Origin of the sequence: Acidovorax sp. LjRoot74 (assembly GCF_964254355.1) — a bacterium.
Lineage (GTDB): Bacteria > Pseudomonadota > Gammaproteobacteria > Burkholderiales > Burkholderiaceae_C > Acidovorax.
In genome coordinates, this window is the sequence record NZ_CAXUTI020000001.1 from 1,174,748 (window position 1) to 1,189,226 (window position 14,479).

Consider the following 14,479-nt stretch of genomic DNA (forward strand, 5'->3'; position numbering starts at 1 on the left):
GCTCGCGCGACCGCCGAGGCGGTCGAACGCGTGGGGTCAGTTCCATGGTGTACCGATTGAGCGAGTGAATGCGAATTCATCATAGGCAGCAAGCCCCGTGCCCGCCATACGCCAGAGGGCGAAGACGGGCGGGGCGCGGAAGGCGCCGGTGGCATGGAAACTGCACTTGCAAGGGCTTCCATCCCCTTTGCCCATGCCCCCCACCACCGCCTCCCCTGCACCGCCCGATGTGACCTCGGCGCCCGCGTTGGGGGCCGATGCCGACGCCCAGGCCCCGCAGCAGGTCGTCAAGGTCCGTCGCGACTACAACAGCTGGGTGGCCACCGAGACCATGGAGGACTACGCGCTGCGCTACACCCCCCAGCGCTTTCGCAAGTGGTCCGAATGGCGGGTGGCCAACACGGCGTTCGGCGCCGCATCCTTCCTAATCCTTGAAGCCGTGGGCGCCACGCTGCTGGTGCAGTACGGCTTCATCAATGCCTTCTGGGCCATCGTGGCCACGGGGCTCATCATCTTTTTGGCGGGGCTGCCCATCAGCGTGTACGCCGCGCGCTACGGCGTGGACATGGATTTGCTCACGCGCGGCGCGGGCTTTGGCTACATCGGCTCCACGCTCACCTCGCTGATCTACGCGAGCTTCACCTTCATCTTCTTCGCGCTCGAAGCCGCTGTGATGGCCTACGCGCTGGAGCTGGCGCTCGACATCCCGCCCACCTGGGGCTACCTGATCTGCGCCATTGTGGTGATTCCGCTGGTCACGCACGGCGTGTCGGCCATCAGCCGCCTGCAGGTGTGGACGCAGCCGCTGTGGCTGGTGATGCTGGTGGTGCCGTTTGTGTATGTGCTGATGCGCGATCCTGGTGCGTTTTCTGGGGTGATGCACTACGGTGGTGAATCTATGCGCGGCGCTACGTTTCAATTGCCCTTGTTTGGTGCGGCGCTCACCGTGGGCATTGCGCTCATTACCCAGATGGGGGAGCAGGCGGACTACCTGCGCTTCATGCCCGCCCGCACCGCCACCACACGCGGGCGCTGGTGGCTGGGCGTGCTGGTGGGCGGGCCAGGCTGGGTGGTGCTGGGCGTGCTCAAGATGCTGGGCGGAGCCCTGCTGGCCTGGCTGGCCCTCAAGCACATGGTGCCCACCGAGCGTGCGGTGGACCCGAACCAGATGTACCTGGTGGCGTACGAATACGTCTTCCCGCACTACGGCTGGGCGGTGGCGGCCACGGCACTGTTCGTGGTGGTCTCGCAGATGAAGATCAACGTGACCAACGCCTATGCGGGGTCGCTGGCATGGTCCAACTTCTTCTCGCGCCTCACGCACAGCCACCCAGGGCGGGTGGTGTGGGTGGTGTTCAACACGCTGATCGCCTTCATGCTGATGGAGATGAACGTGTTCCGCGCCATGGGCGAGGTGCTGGGGCTGTACTCCAACATCGCCATCGCCTGGATCATGGCCGTGGTGGCCGATCTGGTCATCAACAAGCCGCTGGGCCTGTCGCCCAAGGGCATCGAGTTCAAACGTGCGCACCTGTACGACATCAACCCGGTGGGCGTGGGATCGATGGCGCTGGCGTCTGTGCTGTCCATCAGTGCGCACCTGGGCTTGTTCGGCCCGCTGCCGCAGGCGTTCTCGGCCGTCATTGCCATGGCGGTGGCCTTTGTGACTGCGCCGTTGATCGCTTGGGCCACACGCGGCAAGTACTACATCGCACGGCAGAGCGAGCCGGTGGCTGTGCCTGTGGCGGGGCCCGTGCCCGGCGCGCGGGCTTCCGACATGGGCAGCTACCAGCGCTTCACCGTGCAGCGTTGCGTGATCTGCGAGCGCGAATACGAAGCGCCTGACATGGCCCAGTGCCCCGCCTACCGAGGCGCCATCTGCTCGCTGTGCTGCACGCTGGATGCGCGCTGCGGCGACCTGTGCAAGCCGCACGCGAGCATGGCGGTGCAGTGGTCGGCTGCGCTGCGCTGGGTGCTGCCGCGTGCCATCTGGCGCTATCTGGACACGGGCCTGGGCCACTTCCTGCTGCTGATGCTGGTGATTGCGCCGCTGCTGGCGTCGGTGATGGGGCTGCTGTACCACCAGGAGCTGAACACCATTGCCCAGGCCGCCACCGACACCGAGGTGATGGCTGCCCCCGAAGTGGCGCTGCGCTCGGGCCTGCTCAAGGCCTATCTCGCGTTGCTGGTCATCTCCGGCATCGTGGCCTGGTGGCTGGTGCTGGCGCACAAGAGCCGCCAGGTGGCGCAGGAAGAATCCAACCGCCAGACGGGCCTGCTGGTGCGTGAGATCGAGCTGCACCGCCAGACCGACGAAGCCCTACAGACCGCGCGCAGCGTGGCCGAGGCCGCCCAGCAGCAGGCCGAGGAAGCCCGCTTGCGCGCCGACCAGGCCAACCAGGCCAAGAGCCGCTACATCAGCGCCATCAGCCACGAGATCCGCACGCCGCTCAATTCCATCCTGGGCTACGCGCAGCTCATGGGCGAGGACGCGGGCGTGCCCCCACACCGCAAGCAGGCGGTGCATGTGATCCGCCGGGGCGGTGAGCATTTGCTGTCGCTGATTGAGGGCACGCTCGACATCGCGCGCATCGAGTCGGGCAAGCTCACGCTCGACGTGGCGCCCATGCGTTTTGCCGACGGGCTGCACGAGATGGCCGCGCTGTTCGAGCTGCAGGCTGCTGCCAAGGGCCTGGCGTTTGTGTTCGACGTGCAGGGTGTGATTCCCGAGGTGGTGCGCGCCGACGACAAGCGCCTGCGCCAGATCCTCATCAACCTGCTGGGCAACGCCGTCAAGTTCACCGCGCAGGGCACCGTCACCCTGCGCGTGCGTTATGCGCGCGAGATGGCGCGCATCGAGGTGCAGGACACCGGGCCGGGCCTCACGCCGGGCGAGATCGAGCGCATCTTTGAACCCTTTGCGCGCGGTGGCTCGGCCGGTGCGCCTTCGACCCCGGGTGCCGGGCTGGGGCTGACCATCGCCAAGATGCTCACCGCGCTCATGGGCGGCGAGCTCACGGTGAGCAGCACGCCCGGCGTGGGCTCGGTGTTCCAGGTCAAGCTGTTTCTGCCCGAGGTGCATGCCGAAGCGCTGGGCAAGGCAGCAGCACCCGTGGCCGCGCAGGCCCGGCGTGCCCGCAAGGGCTATATCGGTGAGCGCCGCCGCATCCTCGTGGTGGACAACGAAGAGCCCGACCGCGAGCTGCTGGTGCAGCTGCTGGAACCCCTGGGTTTCGAGCTGCGCCAGGCCGCAAGCGGCCACGACGCGCTGGACCTGCTGGCCACCGGCTACCGCCCGCACGCGATCTTCATGGACCTGGCCATGCCGGGCATCGACGGGTGGGAGACCTTGCGGCGGGTGCGGCAGATGCAACTTGCAGATGTCCAGTGCTCCATCGTTTCCGCCAATGCTTTCGACAAGGCGCTGGACAACGATGTGAACATCCGCCCCGAGGACTTCATCGTCAAGCCCGTGCGCCACACCGAGCTGCTGGACTGGCTGGAGCGCCGCCTGGGGCTGCAGTGGTGGTATGAAGGCGATGGGTTGGCGCAGACTGAGGCACCACCGCTCTCGAAACCCTCAAACACCGCAGCAGCCCCGTTCAGCTACCCCGACGCCGCCGCCCTGGCCGCACTGGCCCAGGCTGTGGCGCTGGGCTACTACCGGGGCATCCTCAACACCCTGGACGAGATCGAACGCAGCCAGCCCGCCCACCAGGCGTTTGTGCACACCATGCGGCAGATGGCGCGTGAGTTCCAGTTCGACGCCATGGGCCAGATCCTGGAGCGGGCCCCCTCGTGACGACCACCAACCCCATGACCGCGACCTTGCCACCCTCCAACCCAGCAACCCCCGCGCTGGCCGCACTGGACCGCAGCGACAGCGACGTGGTGCTGATCGTGGACGACGTGCCTGACAACCTGGCCGTGCTGCACGACGCGCTCGACGAATCAGGCTACACCGTGCTGGTCGCCATGCACGGCGAAGCCGCGCTGCAGCGCGCCGCACAGGCGCTGCCCGACATCGTGCTGCTCGACGCCATGATGCCCGGCATGGACGGCTTCGAGGTCGCGCGGCGCCTCAAGGCATCACCTGCCACGGCGCACATCCCCATCATCTTCATGACCGGCCTCACCGAGACCGAGCACCTGGTGGCCGCGCTGGAGGCCGGTGGCGTGGACTACGTCACCAAGCCCATCAAGCCGCGCGAGGTGATGGCGCGCATGGGCGTGCACCTGGGCGCCGCCCGCAAGGCCCGGCAGGACGCCCGCCAGGCGCGCGAGGCACGCAACGCGCTCGATGCCTTCGGCTATGCCAGCATCACCGTGCGCGCGGTGGATGGCCGCATCGTGTGGCAGACCCCGCTCGCGCGCGAGCTGCTGCAGAGCTACTTTGGAGAGGTGGGGCCGGACGGCGCACCCACCGCCTTCGGCCAGTGGGCACCCGAGCCGGTGCAGGCCTGGCTGCGCCGCCATGTGCTGGCCGACAATGCCGCCGAGCTGCTGGCCGCATCGCTGGCTGAACCGCCGCGTCTGGCGGTGGAGCAGGGCGCCCGCCGGCTCACCTTCCGCCTGCACCAGCAGGCCGGCGACAGTGAGGGCGGGGGCGACTGGCTCATCGTGATGCGCGAGGTGTCGGACGCGAAGATCATCGAATCCATGAGCCTGTCGTTCAAGCTGACCGCGCGCGAGGCTGAGGTGCTGTACTGGGTGGTCAAGGGCAAGATCAACCGCGACATCGGCGACATCCTGGGCGCGAGCCCCGCCACGGTGAAGAAACATCTGGAGAGGGTGTTCGCCAAGCTGGGGGTGGAGACGCGCACGGCGGCGGCGGGCATGGCCATGAACCGCATCCGCCAGCTGCACCCGCAGTTCGAGGGCTGAGAAGGTGTGAACGAACCCGCCATGCCCGCTCATCCCGCCAAAACACACCTGCTCGTCGTTGCCAATGCTCGCCATAGCCCGCGCTATGGCTGCGCTTTGCGCCTAGATCGGGCGCGTTTTGACGGCCTGCTCGGGCACGCCGAATTCATTCGCACCTTCTGCGGTTTTGAGGGCTTTTTGGCCGTCTGCGCGCGCTGGTAAAGGGTTTTTAGCTATCTTTTTTGAATAGGCAGCGCCCCTGGCGCGGCCACCCCCTTACATCCCCAGCGACTTCAACAGCGCGTCGGTGTCGTCCTGCCCGGCGGGTGGGGGCGCGGGCACGGCAGGGCCTTCCTGCGACTGGGCCATCAGCGCGTCCGGGTCCGGGGCTTCCTGGGCCTCGAAGTCGTAGAGCTTGATGAACTCGGTGCGGTCAATCGCCAGCTCCAGGTAGAAGATATTGTTGTTGGCGGTGTAGAAGGTCACGCGCCGGGCTTCGGGCTTGTCGAGGTTGGCATCCACGCTCAGCTGCACCTGCTTGTTCAGCACCAGCATCTTGGGCTGGTTCTGGGTGATGTGGGTCTGCAGCTCGCGCCGCACCTTGCCGGTGAAGTCGCCCACCACCTGGTTCATCAGCTCGCCCATCACGTTGCTGACCTCGTCTGAGGTGTAGGAGCTGACCAGGTCGTCCTTGGACATGCCCATGTTCAGCAGGTAGTTGGCATACAGCTCCATGGCCGCCTGGCCGCTGAAGTTGATGATCACCAGGCCCGAGAAACCGCCGTCGAACAGCACAAAACAGCCGATTTCGGGCCGCAGGCAGGTTTTGCTGATGCGCTGCACCATGCCGGAGTAGTGGATCTGGCTGTGGGTGGCCACGCCCAGCACGCGGGTGACGGAGTTGCACAGGCTGATCAAGAGGTCTTCGGTGCCGTAGACGGAGGATTTTTCGGGGATGCTCATGGTGTGGAGTGGCTGTCGGCCAGAAAACGACTTGGTGCACAGCATAGGCGATGACGCCCCCGGAAACCAGAGTATTGGCCCTGCCGTGGCGCGCGCCGCCACCCGGTGCGGTGGAGCAGTACAACGCCAATTGACTTTCGACCCGGCTTGCGTATCGTGCTCCCACCAACAATATGAAGAGAGAGGGCGCCTCATGGGCAATGTCTATTTCTATGGGTTGACTGATTTCCAGGCGATTGCGACCGGTGCGGCCGTGCTGGCCAGCGGTGGTGGCGGCAGCTACCACGACGCCTGCGCCATCGTGCAGCAGCTGGCCGACCAGGGCTACACGGGCACAGTGCAGGTGCAGGACTACGACGGTGCCACGAACGCCTGTGTGCTGGCCATCATGGGCTCGCCCGATGCGGCTGACAACCTCACCCTCACGGCGGTGCAGAACTCCATCAGCAACACCGTGGCCGTGATGCAGGCTTACACGGGCATGGCGCCGGGCGCCTTCATTCCGGTGGAGATCGGGCCCATCAATTCGCTGGTGCCGCTGATCGGCGCCGCCATGTCAGGCGGCAGCATCTGGGTGGTGAACGGCGATGGCGCGGGCCGCGCCGTGCCTGAGCTGCCCCAGACCACTTTCACCGCCCCGTCAGGGCCGGCGCCCAGCCCCGCCGCGCTGGCCAGCGATGCGCCCACGCTCGTGGCGGCGGAATATGCGGTGCTGGGCTCCGCCACGGCGTCGGGCATCGAGTCTCTGGCGGGCGGGGTGGTGGGCGGTTTTGGCGGGTATTCGGGCATTGCGATGTGGCCCTCGAACGCCAGCAACCAGTTCGCGTTGTCGGGCAGCTACATCCCCGGCACGCTGGAGCAGGCGCGCCAGCTGGGCCTGCAGATGCTGCAGGCCGTCACGCCGCTCGGCACCTCGGCGGTGGCAGCATCCATACAGGAGATCACCGGCCGTGCCGCGCGTGCCGTGCTCACCAACTTCTACATCACCTCGGTCACCCAGTCCACGTCGAGTGCGTCGCTGGACTCGGGCATCATCCGGCTGGACAATGCGCAGGACCCCGCCCAGAGCACCGAAACGCACTACCTCTACAACCTCAACGAGAACCTGATCATGTATTCGGCGGCGAGTACCACCCCCGACATCATTGCGCCCGACTCGATCTGCTACTACTCCGAGAGCACAGGGCGCGGGTTCTCAAACGCGAGCGACGACCTGGCCCAGTATTTCGATGCAGCCACCGGCCGCAGCACTGGCAACCAGGTGAGCGTGATAGCAGTGCAGACGGCGCCCCAGCTCTACAAAACCCCGGGCGTGGTGGCATCGTTTGCCGCGCTGCTGCGCAACATCGGCTACGCGGGCGGCATGCCCCCGGCCTGAGTGTTGGAAGATGGAATCCTGTCACCTGGCGCAAGACACCTGAGAGAAACGGAACGCTGTGAAAAATGGCCACGGGTATGGGTGAAGTAGACCTGAACAAGGAGCGGCTGGAACTGGCCCTGGAGGCTGCCGGGCTGGACCTGTGGGAGAACGATCTCATCACCGGGAACGTCACGCGCAAGGCCACCAAGACCTTCGAGGAGCTGGGGTTCACCGAGGAGGAAATCGTCTCGGGCGTGCAGGACATCTATGGCCTGTTCCACCCCGACGACATCGACACCGTGCGCCAGGCCGTGGCCGACCACCTGACGGGTGTCACGCCGCAGTACCGTTGCGAGTTCCGGCTGCGCTCCAAGAGCGGCGAGTGGGTCTGGTTTGCCAACTACGGCCGCATCATGGATGGCCACAGCGATACGCCGGGCAAGCGCTTGATCGGCGTCACCTTCAACATCCACGACCGCAAGTGCCGCGAGACCGAGATCGCGCACATCAACCAGCAGCTCACCGAACAGAACCGCCTGCTGCAGCAGCTCAACACCGCGCTGGAGCGGCTGGCCGCCAACGATTCGCTCACCGGCCTGTCGAACCGCCGCACGCTGATGGAGCTGGGCGCCAAGGAGTACAAGCGCACCGAGCGTTTTGGCCACCCGCTGTCGCTGCTGGTGGTGGACATCGACCTGTTCAAGTCTGTCAACGACGCCTTTGGCCACCTCGCGGGAGACCGCGTGATCTGCGCCGTGGCCCGGGCCTGTGCGGCGCGCAAGCGCAGCGGCGTGGACATCGTGGCGCGGTTTGGTGGCGAGGAGTTTGTCATCGTGCTGCCAGAGACCGATGGCCCGAGCGCACTGCGCGTGGCCGAAACGCTGCGCCAGGATGTCGAGGCGCTGCGGGTGGCGGTGGGCGACGCGGGGCAGGACGTGGCGGTCACCGTCAGCATCGGGGTGGCCACGCTGCACAAGGGCTCGGGGCTCGACTTCGAGGAGCTTGTGAACCGTGCCGACAAGGCCCTCTACCAGGCCAAGGGCACAGGGCGCAATGCTGTGTACGTCGCTGCTGCACAGACCGATGACGGCAGCATGGCTGCACCGACGCAGCTGGACCTGGGCGAGGGAATCTAGGACAGATTTCTAGCCCTGGCGCGGTGCCTGGGCGGCCTGGTGGATGGCCGCCCGGATGCGAGGGTACGTGCCGCAGCGGCACGCGTTGCCTCCCATCGCCGCGTCAATGTCGGCATCGCTGGGTTTGGGGGTTTTCTTGAGCAGTGCGCAGGCCGACATCAGTTGCCCGCTCTGGCAGTAGCCACACTGGGCCACATCCACTGCCGTCCATGCTGCGCGCAGGGCCGTGGCCTCGGGGCCCTGCAGGCCTTCGATGGTAGTCACATCGGCAGTGCCCACGGCCGCCAGCGGCGTGATGCAGGCGCGCACCGGTTCGCCGTTCAGGTGCACGGTGCAGGCACCGCACAGCGCCATGCCGCAGCCAAACTTGGTGCCGTTCATGTGCAGCTCGCCACGCAGCACCCACAGCAGCGGGGTGTCGGGCTCGGCGGTGACGGAGACGGCTTTGCCGTTGATGCGCAGGGTGGTGGTCATCGTCATTCCTTGATTCGCAAACAGGTTCTCAGGCCAGCTTCAGCGGCAGGGCGCGCAGGCGCTGGCCGGTCAGTGCAAACAGCGCATTCGCCACGGCCGGGGCCACCGGCGGCACGCCGGGTTCGCCCACGCCTTCGGGGGGCTCGGCGCTGTCGATGATGTGGGTCTCCACCTTCGGGCAGTCGGCCATGCGCAGCAGCGGCACGTCGTGAAAATTGCTTTGCTGCACTTGTCCGTCTTTCAGCGTGACTTCGCCATAGAGTGCTGCCGTGAGGCCGAACACCACCGCGCTTTCCATCTGCTGCGCGATCAGGTTGGGGTTGATGGCCGCGCCGCAGTCGATCACACACACCACGCGGTGCACGCGGATGGCCTTGTCCGCCCCCACCGACACCTCGGCCACCTGCGCCACGATGGAGCCAAATGACTGGTGCAGCGCTACGCCGCGCGCCCGTTGCATGCCCGACGCATCAGGCGGCAAGGGCTGGCCCCAGCCCGCCAGCTCGGCTGCCTTTTGCAGCACCTTGAGGTGGCGCGGGTGCTTTTGCAGCAGCGCGGCGCGGAAGGCGACGGGGTCCTTCTTGGCCGCATGCGCTGCTTCGTCCACAAAACTCTCTTTGAAGAACGCCTGGTGTGAATGCCCCACCGAGCGCCAGAAGCCCACGGGCAGCGGCAGGTCGATGATCTCGTGCGCGATGCGCGCATGGGGCCATTCATAGGGCTGGTCGAAGGCGCCCTCCGATGCTGTCTTGTCCGGCCCCGCGCCGGGTAGCCCGAAGGTGCGGGCCAGCACCTGCGGCACGATGGCCTGGCCCACCGACAGGTTGTGCCACGCCAGCAGCTGCCCCTGGGCGTCAAACCCCGCCTTGAAGCGCGCCATGCAGGCCGGGCGATAGAAGTCGTGCTGCGTGTCCTGCTCGCGGCTCCACAGCGTCTGCACGGGCGCACCGCCTGCGGCCTGGGCAATGGCAGCAGCCTGGGCCACATAGTCCACCTCCAGCCGCCGCCCAAAGCCGCCCCCCAGCAACAGCTGGTGTACGGTCACTTTTTCTTCATCGATGCCCAGCGCCTTGGCCGCCGCCATGCGCGCCAAGCCCGGCACCTGGGTCGATGTCCACACCTGGGCTGCGCCGTCCTTGACCTGCACTGTGCAGTTGATGGGCTCCAGCGCCGCGTGCGCCAGATAGGGCGCGCGGTAGTCGGCAGTGATGTTGCTGGCCGCGCCCTGCATAGCCTGGTCCACATCGCCCGCGCTGTGGTAGCCAAAGCCCTTGGCTTCGTCCAGCGCCTGGGCCAGCCGCGTCATCACGGCCTCGCTCGACAGCGTGGCGGCGGGGCCGTGGTCCCATTCCACGGAGACGGCGGCCGCCGCCTTTCTGGCGTGCCAGGGTGTGTCGGCAATCACGGCCACACCGCCTGTGCCGCCGTGGTAGGGCGCCACGGCCAGCACCTGCTTCACGCCCGGCAGCTTCTGCGCGGCGGCTGCGTCAAACCGGGCCACCTTGCCGCCGCGTGTGGGGCACATCACCACACTGGCGTGCAGCAGGCCGGGCGGGTTGGCGTCGATGCCGAACACGGCGCTGCCGTCGAGCTTGCTGGGTGCCTCTATGCGCGTGAGGGGTTTGCCAATCAGCTTGAACTGCGCGGGCTCCTTCAGCGCCACCTTGCCCGGCATGGGCTGCTGCGCGGCCAGCGCAGCGAGTTCGCCAAACGTGGCACGCTGGCCTGCGGCATGCTCCACCCAGCCTGCGTTGGCCGTGCACTCTGCTGCCTGCACCTTCCACTGCGCGGCGGCGGCGCGGATCAACATGGCGCGCGCATGGGCCCCAGCTTCGCGCATGGGCAGCCACAGGTCCTTGATGCTGCTCGATCCGCCCGTCATCATCACGCCCACCTCGCGCATGGTCTTGGCCGTGAGCCAGCCCGCCACGGCCTTCATCGATCCGTCGTTGTCGGGGTGGAAGGGCAGGCCGTCCACCACGGTGGCCAGGTTGTTGTAGATGTCGTCGATGGGCGCCATCTCCAGCCGCACCTGGGCCCAGTCGGCGTCCAGCTCTTCGGCCAGGATGGCGGCCAGGCCGGTGTGGGTGCCCTGGCCCATTTCGGACTTGGCCATCATCACCGTCACGGTGTTGTCGGTGCCCACCTTCAGCCAGCCATTGAGCGAGGCCTGGCCCGGCGCGGCGGGCACGGGGTCTGCGGGGTGCAGGCGCTGGCGCGGCGGCATCACCCCCCAGCCAATGACCAGCGCGCCGGCTGTTGCGGCGCCGCCAAGCAGCACTGTGCGTCGTTTCACCATGGGTTCCATCCTTTGTGGCTGAGCGGGGGGCTGTGGTCGCCATCGTAGAGGGGCCGGGCATTTCCCGGAGGGCTCTGTGGTTGCCGAAGATTTTGACTGTTTTTGGCCGTTTCCGCGCATTGGGTATGCCCTAATAGCTATTAAATGCATAGCGTTTCGCCTACCCGACACAGGCGGCCGCTGCGGCCCGCACCCTGCAACGGCGCTGCCCCCGTGTACGCCACCCGGCGTATTTCGCCAACGGGCCCCGCTCTCCAGAATCCATTCCATCGCCCGATCCCATGCGGCTCCACACCGGGGCCTGCCGGGCGAAGCGGTTTGATTGATTCCCTGATTGAAACCACCACCGGAGAAGCACACATGCAACGTCGTTATTCCCTCAAGGCCCTCGCGGCCGTCGCTACGCTCGCTGGCCTGTCTGCACTGCCAGCCCACGCCCAGGAGACCATCAAGGTCGGCATCCTGCACAGCCTCTCGGGCACCATGGCCATCTCTGAGACCGTGCTGAAAGACACCGTGCTCATGGCGATCGACGAGATCAATGCCAAGGGCGGCGTGCTGGGCAAGAAGCTCGAACCCGTGGTGGTGGACCCGGCCTCCAACTGGCCCCTGTTCGCTGAAAAGACCAAGCAGCTGCTGGGCCAGGACAAGGTCTCGGTCATCTTCGGCTGCTGGACCAGCGTGAGCCGCAAGTCGGTGCTGCCCGTCGTGGAAGAAATGAACGGCCTGCTGTTCTACCCCGTGCAGTACGAAGGTGAAGAGCTGTCCAAGAACGTGTTCTACACCGGCGCCGCGCCCAACCAGCAAGCCATCCCTGCGGTGGACTACCTGATGAGCAAGGACGGCGGCAGCGCCAAGCGCTGGGTGCTGCTGGGCACCGACTACGTCTACCCCCGCACCACCAACAAGATCCTGCGCGCCTACCTCAAGAGCAAGGGCGTGAAGGATTCCGACATCGACGAGAAGTACACGCCGTTTGGTCACTCTGACTACCAGACCATCGTGGCCGACATCAAGAAGTTCAGCCAGGGCGGCAAGACGGCCGTGGTGTCCACCATCAACGGTGACTCCAACGTGCCCTTCTACAAGGAACTGGGCAACGCGGGCCTGAAGGCCAAGGACGTGCCCGTGGTTGCATTCAGCGTGGGCGAAGAAGAACTGCGCGGCGTAGACACCAAGCCGCTGGTCGGCCACCTGGCCGCCTGGAACTACTTCCAGTCCATCAAGAGCCCGGACAACACCGCCTTCATCAAGAAGTGGAGCGACTACGCCAAGGCCAAGAACATTGCCGGCCACAAAGACAAGCCGCTCACCAACGACCCGATGGAAGCCACCTACATCGGCATCAACATGTGGAAGCAAGCGGTTGAAAAGGCCAAGAGCACCGACGTGGACAAGGTGATCGCCGCCATGGCAGGTCAGACCTTCAAGGCACCGTCGGGCATCGTGAGCAAGATGGACGAGAAGAACCACCACCTGCACAAGAGCGTGTTCATCGGTGAGATCAAGGCCGACGGGCAGTTCAACGTGGTGTGGAAGACGCCTGGCCCTGTGAAGGCCAAGCCATGGTCTCCTTACATCGAAGGCAACGACAAGAAGAAGGACGAGCCCGAGAAGAAGTGATCTCCCCCTGAGCGGCTACGCCGCTTCCCCCTCTCTCACGCTGCGCGTGGGAGGGGGACGCCCCCAGCGCACGCAAGCGAAGCGCCACATGTGCGGCTCGGCGGCCCTTGCGCAGGGAAGCTGGCATGGGCTGCGCTCACCGCACAGGCTGGCTGATTTCTTTGAACCACTGGCCCTTCCATGCTTTCCTCATTTTTTTCCCGTCTGGTTGCCTGCGTTCTGTTGTGCGCAACTGCGCAGGCCCACGCACTCACCGCCGAGCAGGCCCTGGCGATGGCCGCTGGCGACACCGACGACCGCGTGGCCGCCGTGCAGCAGGCCGTGGTGGAGCCCAGCGAACGCACCGCTGCCTTCTTGCAGGCGCTGGCCGATGACGCGGTGAAGGTCGCCGCAGGCAAGGCCCTGATCGTGCGTGATGACAAGGGCATCGACCCCGTGACGGGCGCCGAGGTGTCTGTGCCCGCAGATGCCGAAGACATCATCAACAACAACCGCATGCGCGGCGAGATCGACACGGCCCTGGCTGGGCTGGCGCTGTTTGGCAAGGACGAAGCAAAGCGCATGGCCGCCGCCAAGGCGCTGACCAAGGAGCCCGATGCAGGCCGACTGCCCCTGCTCGACAAGGCTTTGGCGCAGGAAACCAGCGACAAGATCAAGACCCAGCTGGAGCTGGCGCGCGCCGCCACCTTACTGGGCAGCGATGAGGCCGCACAGCGTATTGCTGCTGCTCAGGCCCTGTCGGCCAGCGCCACGCCCGACACGCGCCTGCTGCTGAACGAGCGCGTGGCGGTGGAAGAGGACGCCAAGGTCAAGGCCGCGTTGCAGGTGGCCCTCAAAGCCATTGACGGCCAGTTGGCCTGGGGCGAGCGCTTGGGCGCTGCGTTCTCGGGCATCAGCCTAGGCTCCATCCTGCTGCTGGTCGCTTTGGGCCTGGCCATCACCTACGGCCTCATGGGCGTGATCAACATGGCCCATGGCGAGCTGATGATGATCGGCGCCTACGCCACCTACGTGGTGCAGGGCATCTTCCAGAAGTATTTTCCGGGCGCGTTCGACTGGTACCTGGTCGCCGCGCTGCCACTGGCGTTTGGCGCATCGGCCGCTGTGGGCGCGGTGCTGGAGCGTGGCGTGCTGCGTTTTCTGTACGGCCGCCCGCTGGAGACACTGCTTGCCACCTGGGGCATCAGCCTGGTGTTGATGCAATTGGTGCGCACGATTTTTGGCGCGCAGAACGTGGGCGTGGAAAACCCCGCGTGGATGAGCGGTGGGGTGCAGGTGCTCTCCAACCTCACGCTGCCCTACAACCGCCTTGTCATCATCGGCTTTGCGATTGCGGTGCTGCTGGGCATGGGCTACCTGATTGGCCGCACGCGCCTGGGCCTGTTCGTGCGTGGCGTGACGCAGAACCGCCCCATTGCCTCGTGCATGGGCGTGAACACCGCGCGCATCGACACCATGGCCTTTGCGCTGGGCTCGGGCATTGCGGGCCTGGCCGGTTGCGCGCTGAGCCAGGTGGGCAATGTGGGGCCCGACCTGGGTCAGAGCTACATCGTCGACGCCTTCATGGTGGTGGTGCTGGGCGGCGTGGGCCAGCTGGCGGGCACCGTGTATGCCGCGCTGGGCCTGGGCATTCTGAACAAGTTCCTTGAAGGCTGGGCGGGCGCTGTGCTGGCCAAGATTGCGGTGCTGGTGTTCATCATCATCTTCATCCAGAAGAGGCCCCAGGGCATCTTCGCGGTCAAAGGGCGTACGGCCGACTGA

The 14,479-nt window shown here is 66.2% G+C and carries 10 protein-coding genes; 7 read left to right on the plus strand and 3 right to left on the minus strand.

Annotated elements, in window-relative coordinates; genetic code table 11:
• Nucleotides 1-193: 193 nt before the first annotated feature.
• The 3 genes from ACSQ3O_RS05545 to ACSQ3O_RS05555 are packed head-to-tail and all read left to right on the plus strand — an operon-like array spanning nucleotide 194 to nucleotide 5,085.
• Nucleotides 194-3,802 (plus strand): hybrid sensor histidine kinase/response regulator, encoded by a 3,609-nt coding sequence (locus ACSQ3O_RS05545; RefSeq protein WP_436138136.1) that lies wholly within the window; start codon nucleotides 194-196, stop codon nucleotides 3,800-3,802.
• A gap of 14 nt (nucleotides 3,803-3,816) precedes the next feature.
• A complete protein-coding gene (locus ACSQ3O_RS05550) occupies nucleotides 3,817-4,884 on the plus strand; it encodes a response regulator (RefSeq protein WP_436141078.1) in 1,068 nt (355 codons plus the stop codon).
• A 6-nt stretch (nucleotides 4,885-4,890) separates the two neighbouring features.
• Nucleotides 4,891-5,085 carry a hypothetical protein gene (locus ACSQ3O_RS05555; protein ID WP_436138137.1) on the plus strand — a complete coding sequence of 65 codons (195 nt, stop codon included), beginning with the start codon at nucleotides 4,891-4,893 and terminating at the stop codon, nucleotides 5,083-5,085.
• A gap of 54 nt (nucleotides 5,086-5,139) precedes the next feature.
• Here the strand turns inward: ACSQ3O_RS05555 and ACSQ3O_RS05560 are convergent, their stop codons facing one another.
• Nucleotides 5,140-5,826 carry a DUF3334 family protein gene (locus tag ACSQ3O_RS05560; RefSeq protein WP_137746687.1) on the minus strand — a complete coding sequence of 229 codons (687 nt, stop codon included), beginning with the start codon at nucleotides 5,824-5,826 and terminating at the stop codon, nucleotides 5,140-5,142.
• Nucleotides 5,827-6,019: 193 nt separating this feature from the next.
• On the opposite strand from ACSQ3O_RS05560, the gene ACSQ3O_RS05565 reads away from it, so the two are divergent.
• Both ACSQ3O_RS05565 and ACSQ3O_RS05570 read left to right on the plus strand, forming a co-directional pair.
• Nucleotides 6,020-7,204 carry an S-methyl thiohydantoin desulfurase domain-containing protein gene (locus ACSQ3O_RS05565; protein WP_436138138.1) on the plus strand — a complete coding sequence of 395 codons (1,185 nt, stop codon included), beginning with the start codon at nucleotides 6,020-6,022 and terminating at the stop codon, nucleotides 7,202-7,204.
• Nucleotides 7,205-7,281: 77 nt separating this feature from the next.
• Nucleotides 7,282-8,322 (plus strand): sensor domain-containing diguanylate cyclase, encoded by a 1,041-nt coding sequence (locus tag ACSQ3O_RS05570; RefSeq protein WP_436138139.1) that lies wholly within the window; start codon nucleotides 7,282-7,284, stop codon nucleotides 8,320-8,322.
• A gap of 9 nt (nucleotides 8,323-8,331) precedes the next feature.
• Here ACSQ3O_RS05570 and ACSQ3O_RS05575 read toward each other — a convergent pair whose 3' ends face one another.
• Complete coding sequence (locus ACSQ3O_RS05575) at nucleotides 8,332-8,796, minus strand: (2Fe-2S)-binding protein (RefSeq protein ID WP_137746684.1); 465 nt, start codon at nucleotides 8,794-8,796, stop codon at nucleotides 8,332-8,334.
• A 28-nt stretch (nucleotides 8,797-8,824) separates the two neighbouring features.
• On the minus strand, nucleotides 8,825-11,095 hold the full coding sequence (locus ACSQ3O_RS05580; RefSeq protein ID WP_436138140.1) for a molybdopterin cofactor-binding domain-containing protein: 2,271 nt from the start codon (nucleotides 11,093-11,095) through the stop codon (nucleotides 8,825-8,827).
• 360 nt (nucleotides 11,096-11,455) lie between these two features.
• On the opposite strand from ACSQ3O_RS05580, the gene urtA reads away from it, so the two are divergent.
• Together urtA and urtB are read left to right on the plus strand one after the other, a co-directional pair.
• The gene (gene urtA / locus ACSQ3O_RS05585) at nucleotides 11,456-12,718 is read left to right on the plus strand and encodes an urea ABC transporter substrate-binding protein (RefSeq protein WP_298450008.1); all 1,263 of its coding nucleotides are present in this window, start codon (nucleotides 11,456-11,458) and stop codon (nucleotides 12,716-12,718) included.
• A gap of 180 nt (nucleotides 12,719-12,898) precedes the next feature.
• Nucleotides 12,899-14,479: an urea ABC transporter permease subunit UrtB gene (gene urtB / locus ACSQ3O_RS05590; RefSeq protein ID WP_436138141.1), complete on the plus strand. Its 1,581-nt coding sequence runs from the start codon at nucleotides 12,899-12,901 to the stop codon at nucleotides 14,477-14,479.

Coding starts and splice junctions, on each gene's coding strand:
- urtA (WP_298450008.1), top strand. CDS start 11,456: ATGCAACGTCGTTATTCCCTCAAGGCCCTCGCGGCCGTCGCTACGCTC.
- urtB (WP_436138141.1), top strand. CDS start 12,899: ATGCTTTCCTCATTTTTTTCCCGTCTGGTTGCCTGCGTTCTGTTGTGC.
- ACSQ3O_RS05545 (WP_436138136.1), top strand. CDS start 194: ATGCCCCCCACCACCGCCTCCCCTGCACCGCCCGATGTGACCTCGGCG.
- ACSQ3O_RS05550 (WP_436141078.1), top strand. CDS start 3,817: ATGACCGCGACCTTGCCACCCTCCAACCCAGCAACCCCCGCGCTGGCC.
- ACSQ3O_RS05565 (WP_436138138.1), top strand. CDS start 6,020: ATGGGCAATGTCTATTTCTATGGGTTGACTGATTTCCAGGCGATTGCG.
- ACSQ3O_RS05580 (WP_436138140.1), bottom strand. CDS start 11,095: ATGGTGAAACGACGCACAGTGCTGCTTGGCGGCGCCGCAACAGCCGGC.
- ACSQ3O_RS05575 (WP_137746684.1), bottom strand. CDS start 8,796: ATGACCACCACCCTGCGCATCAACGGCAAAGCCGTCTCCGTCACCGCC.
- ACSQ3O_RS05560 (WP_137746687.1), bottom strand. CDS start 5,826: ATGAGCATCCCCGAAAAATCCTCCGTCTACGGCACCGAAGACCTCTTG.
- ACSQ3O_RS05570 (WP_436138139.1), top strand. CDS start 7,282: ATGGGTGAAGTAGACCTGAACAAGGAGCGGCTGGAACTGGCCCTGGAG.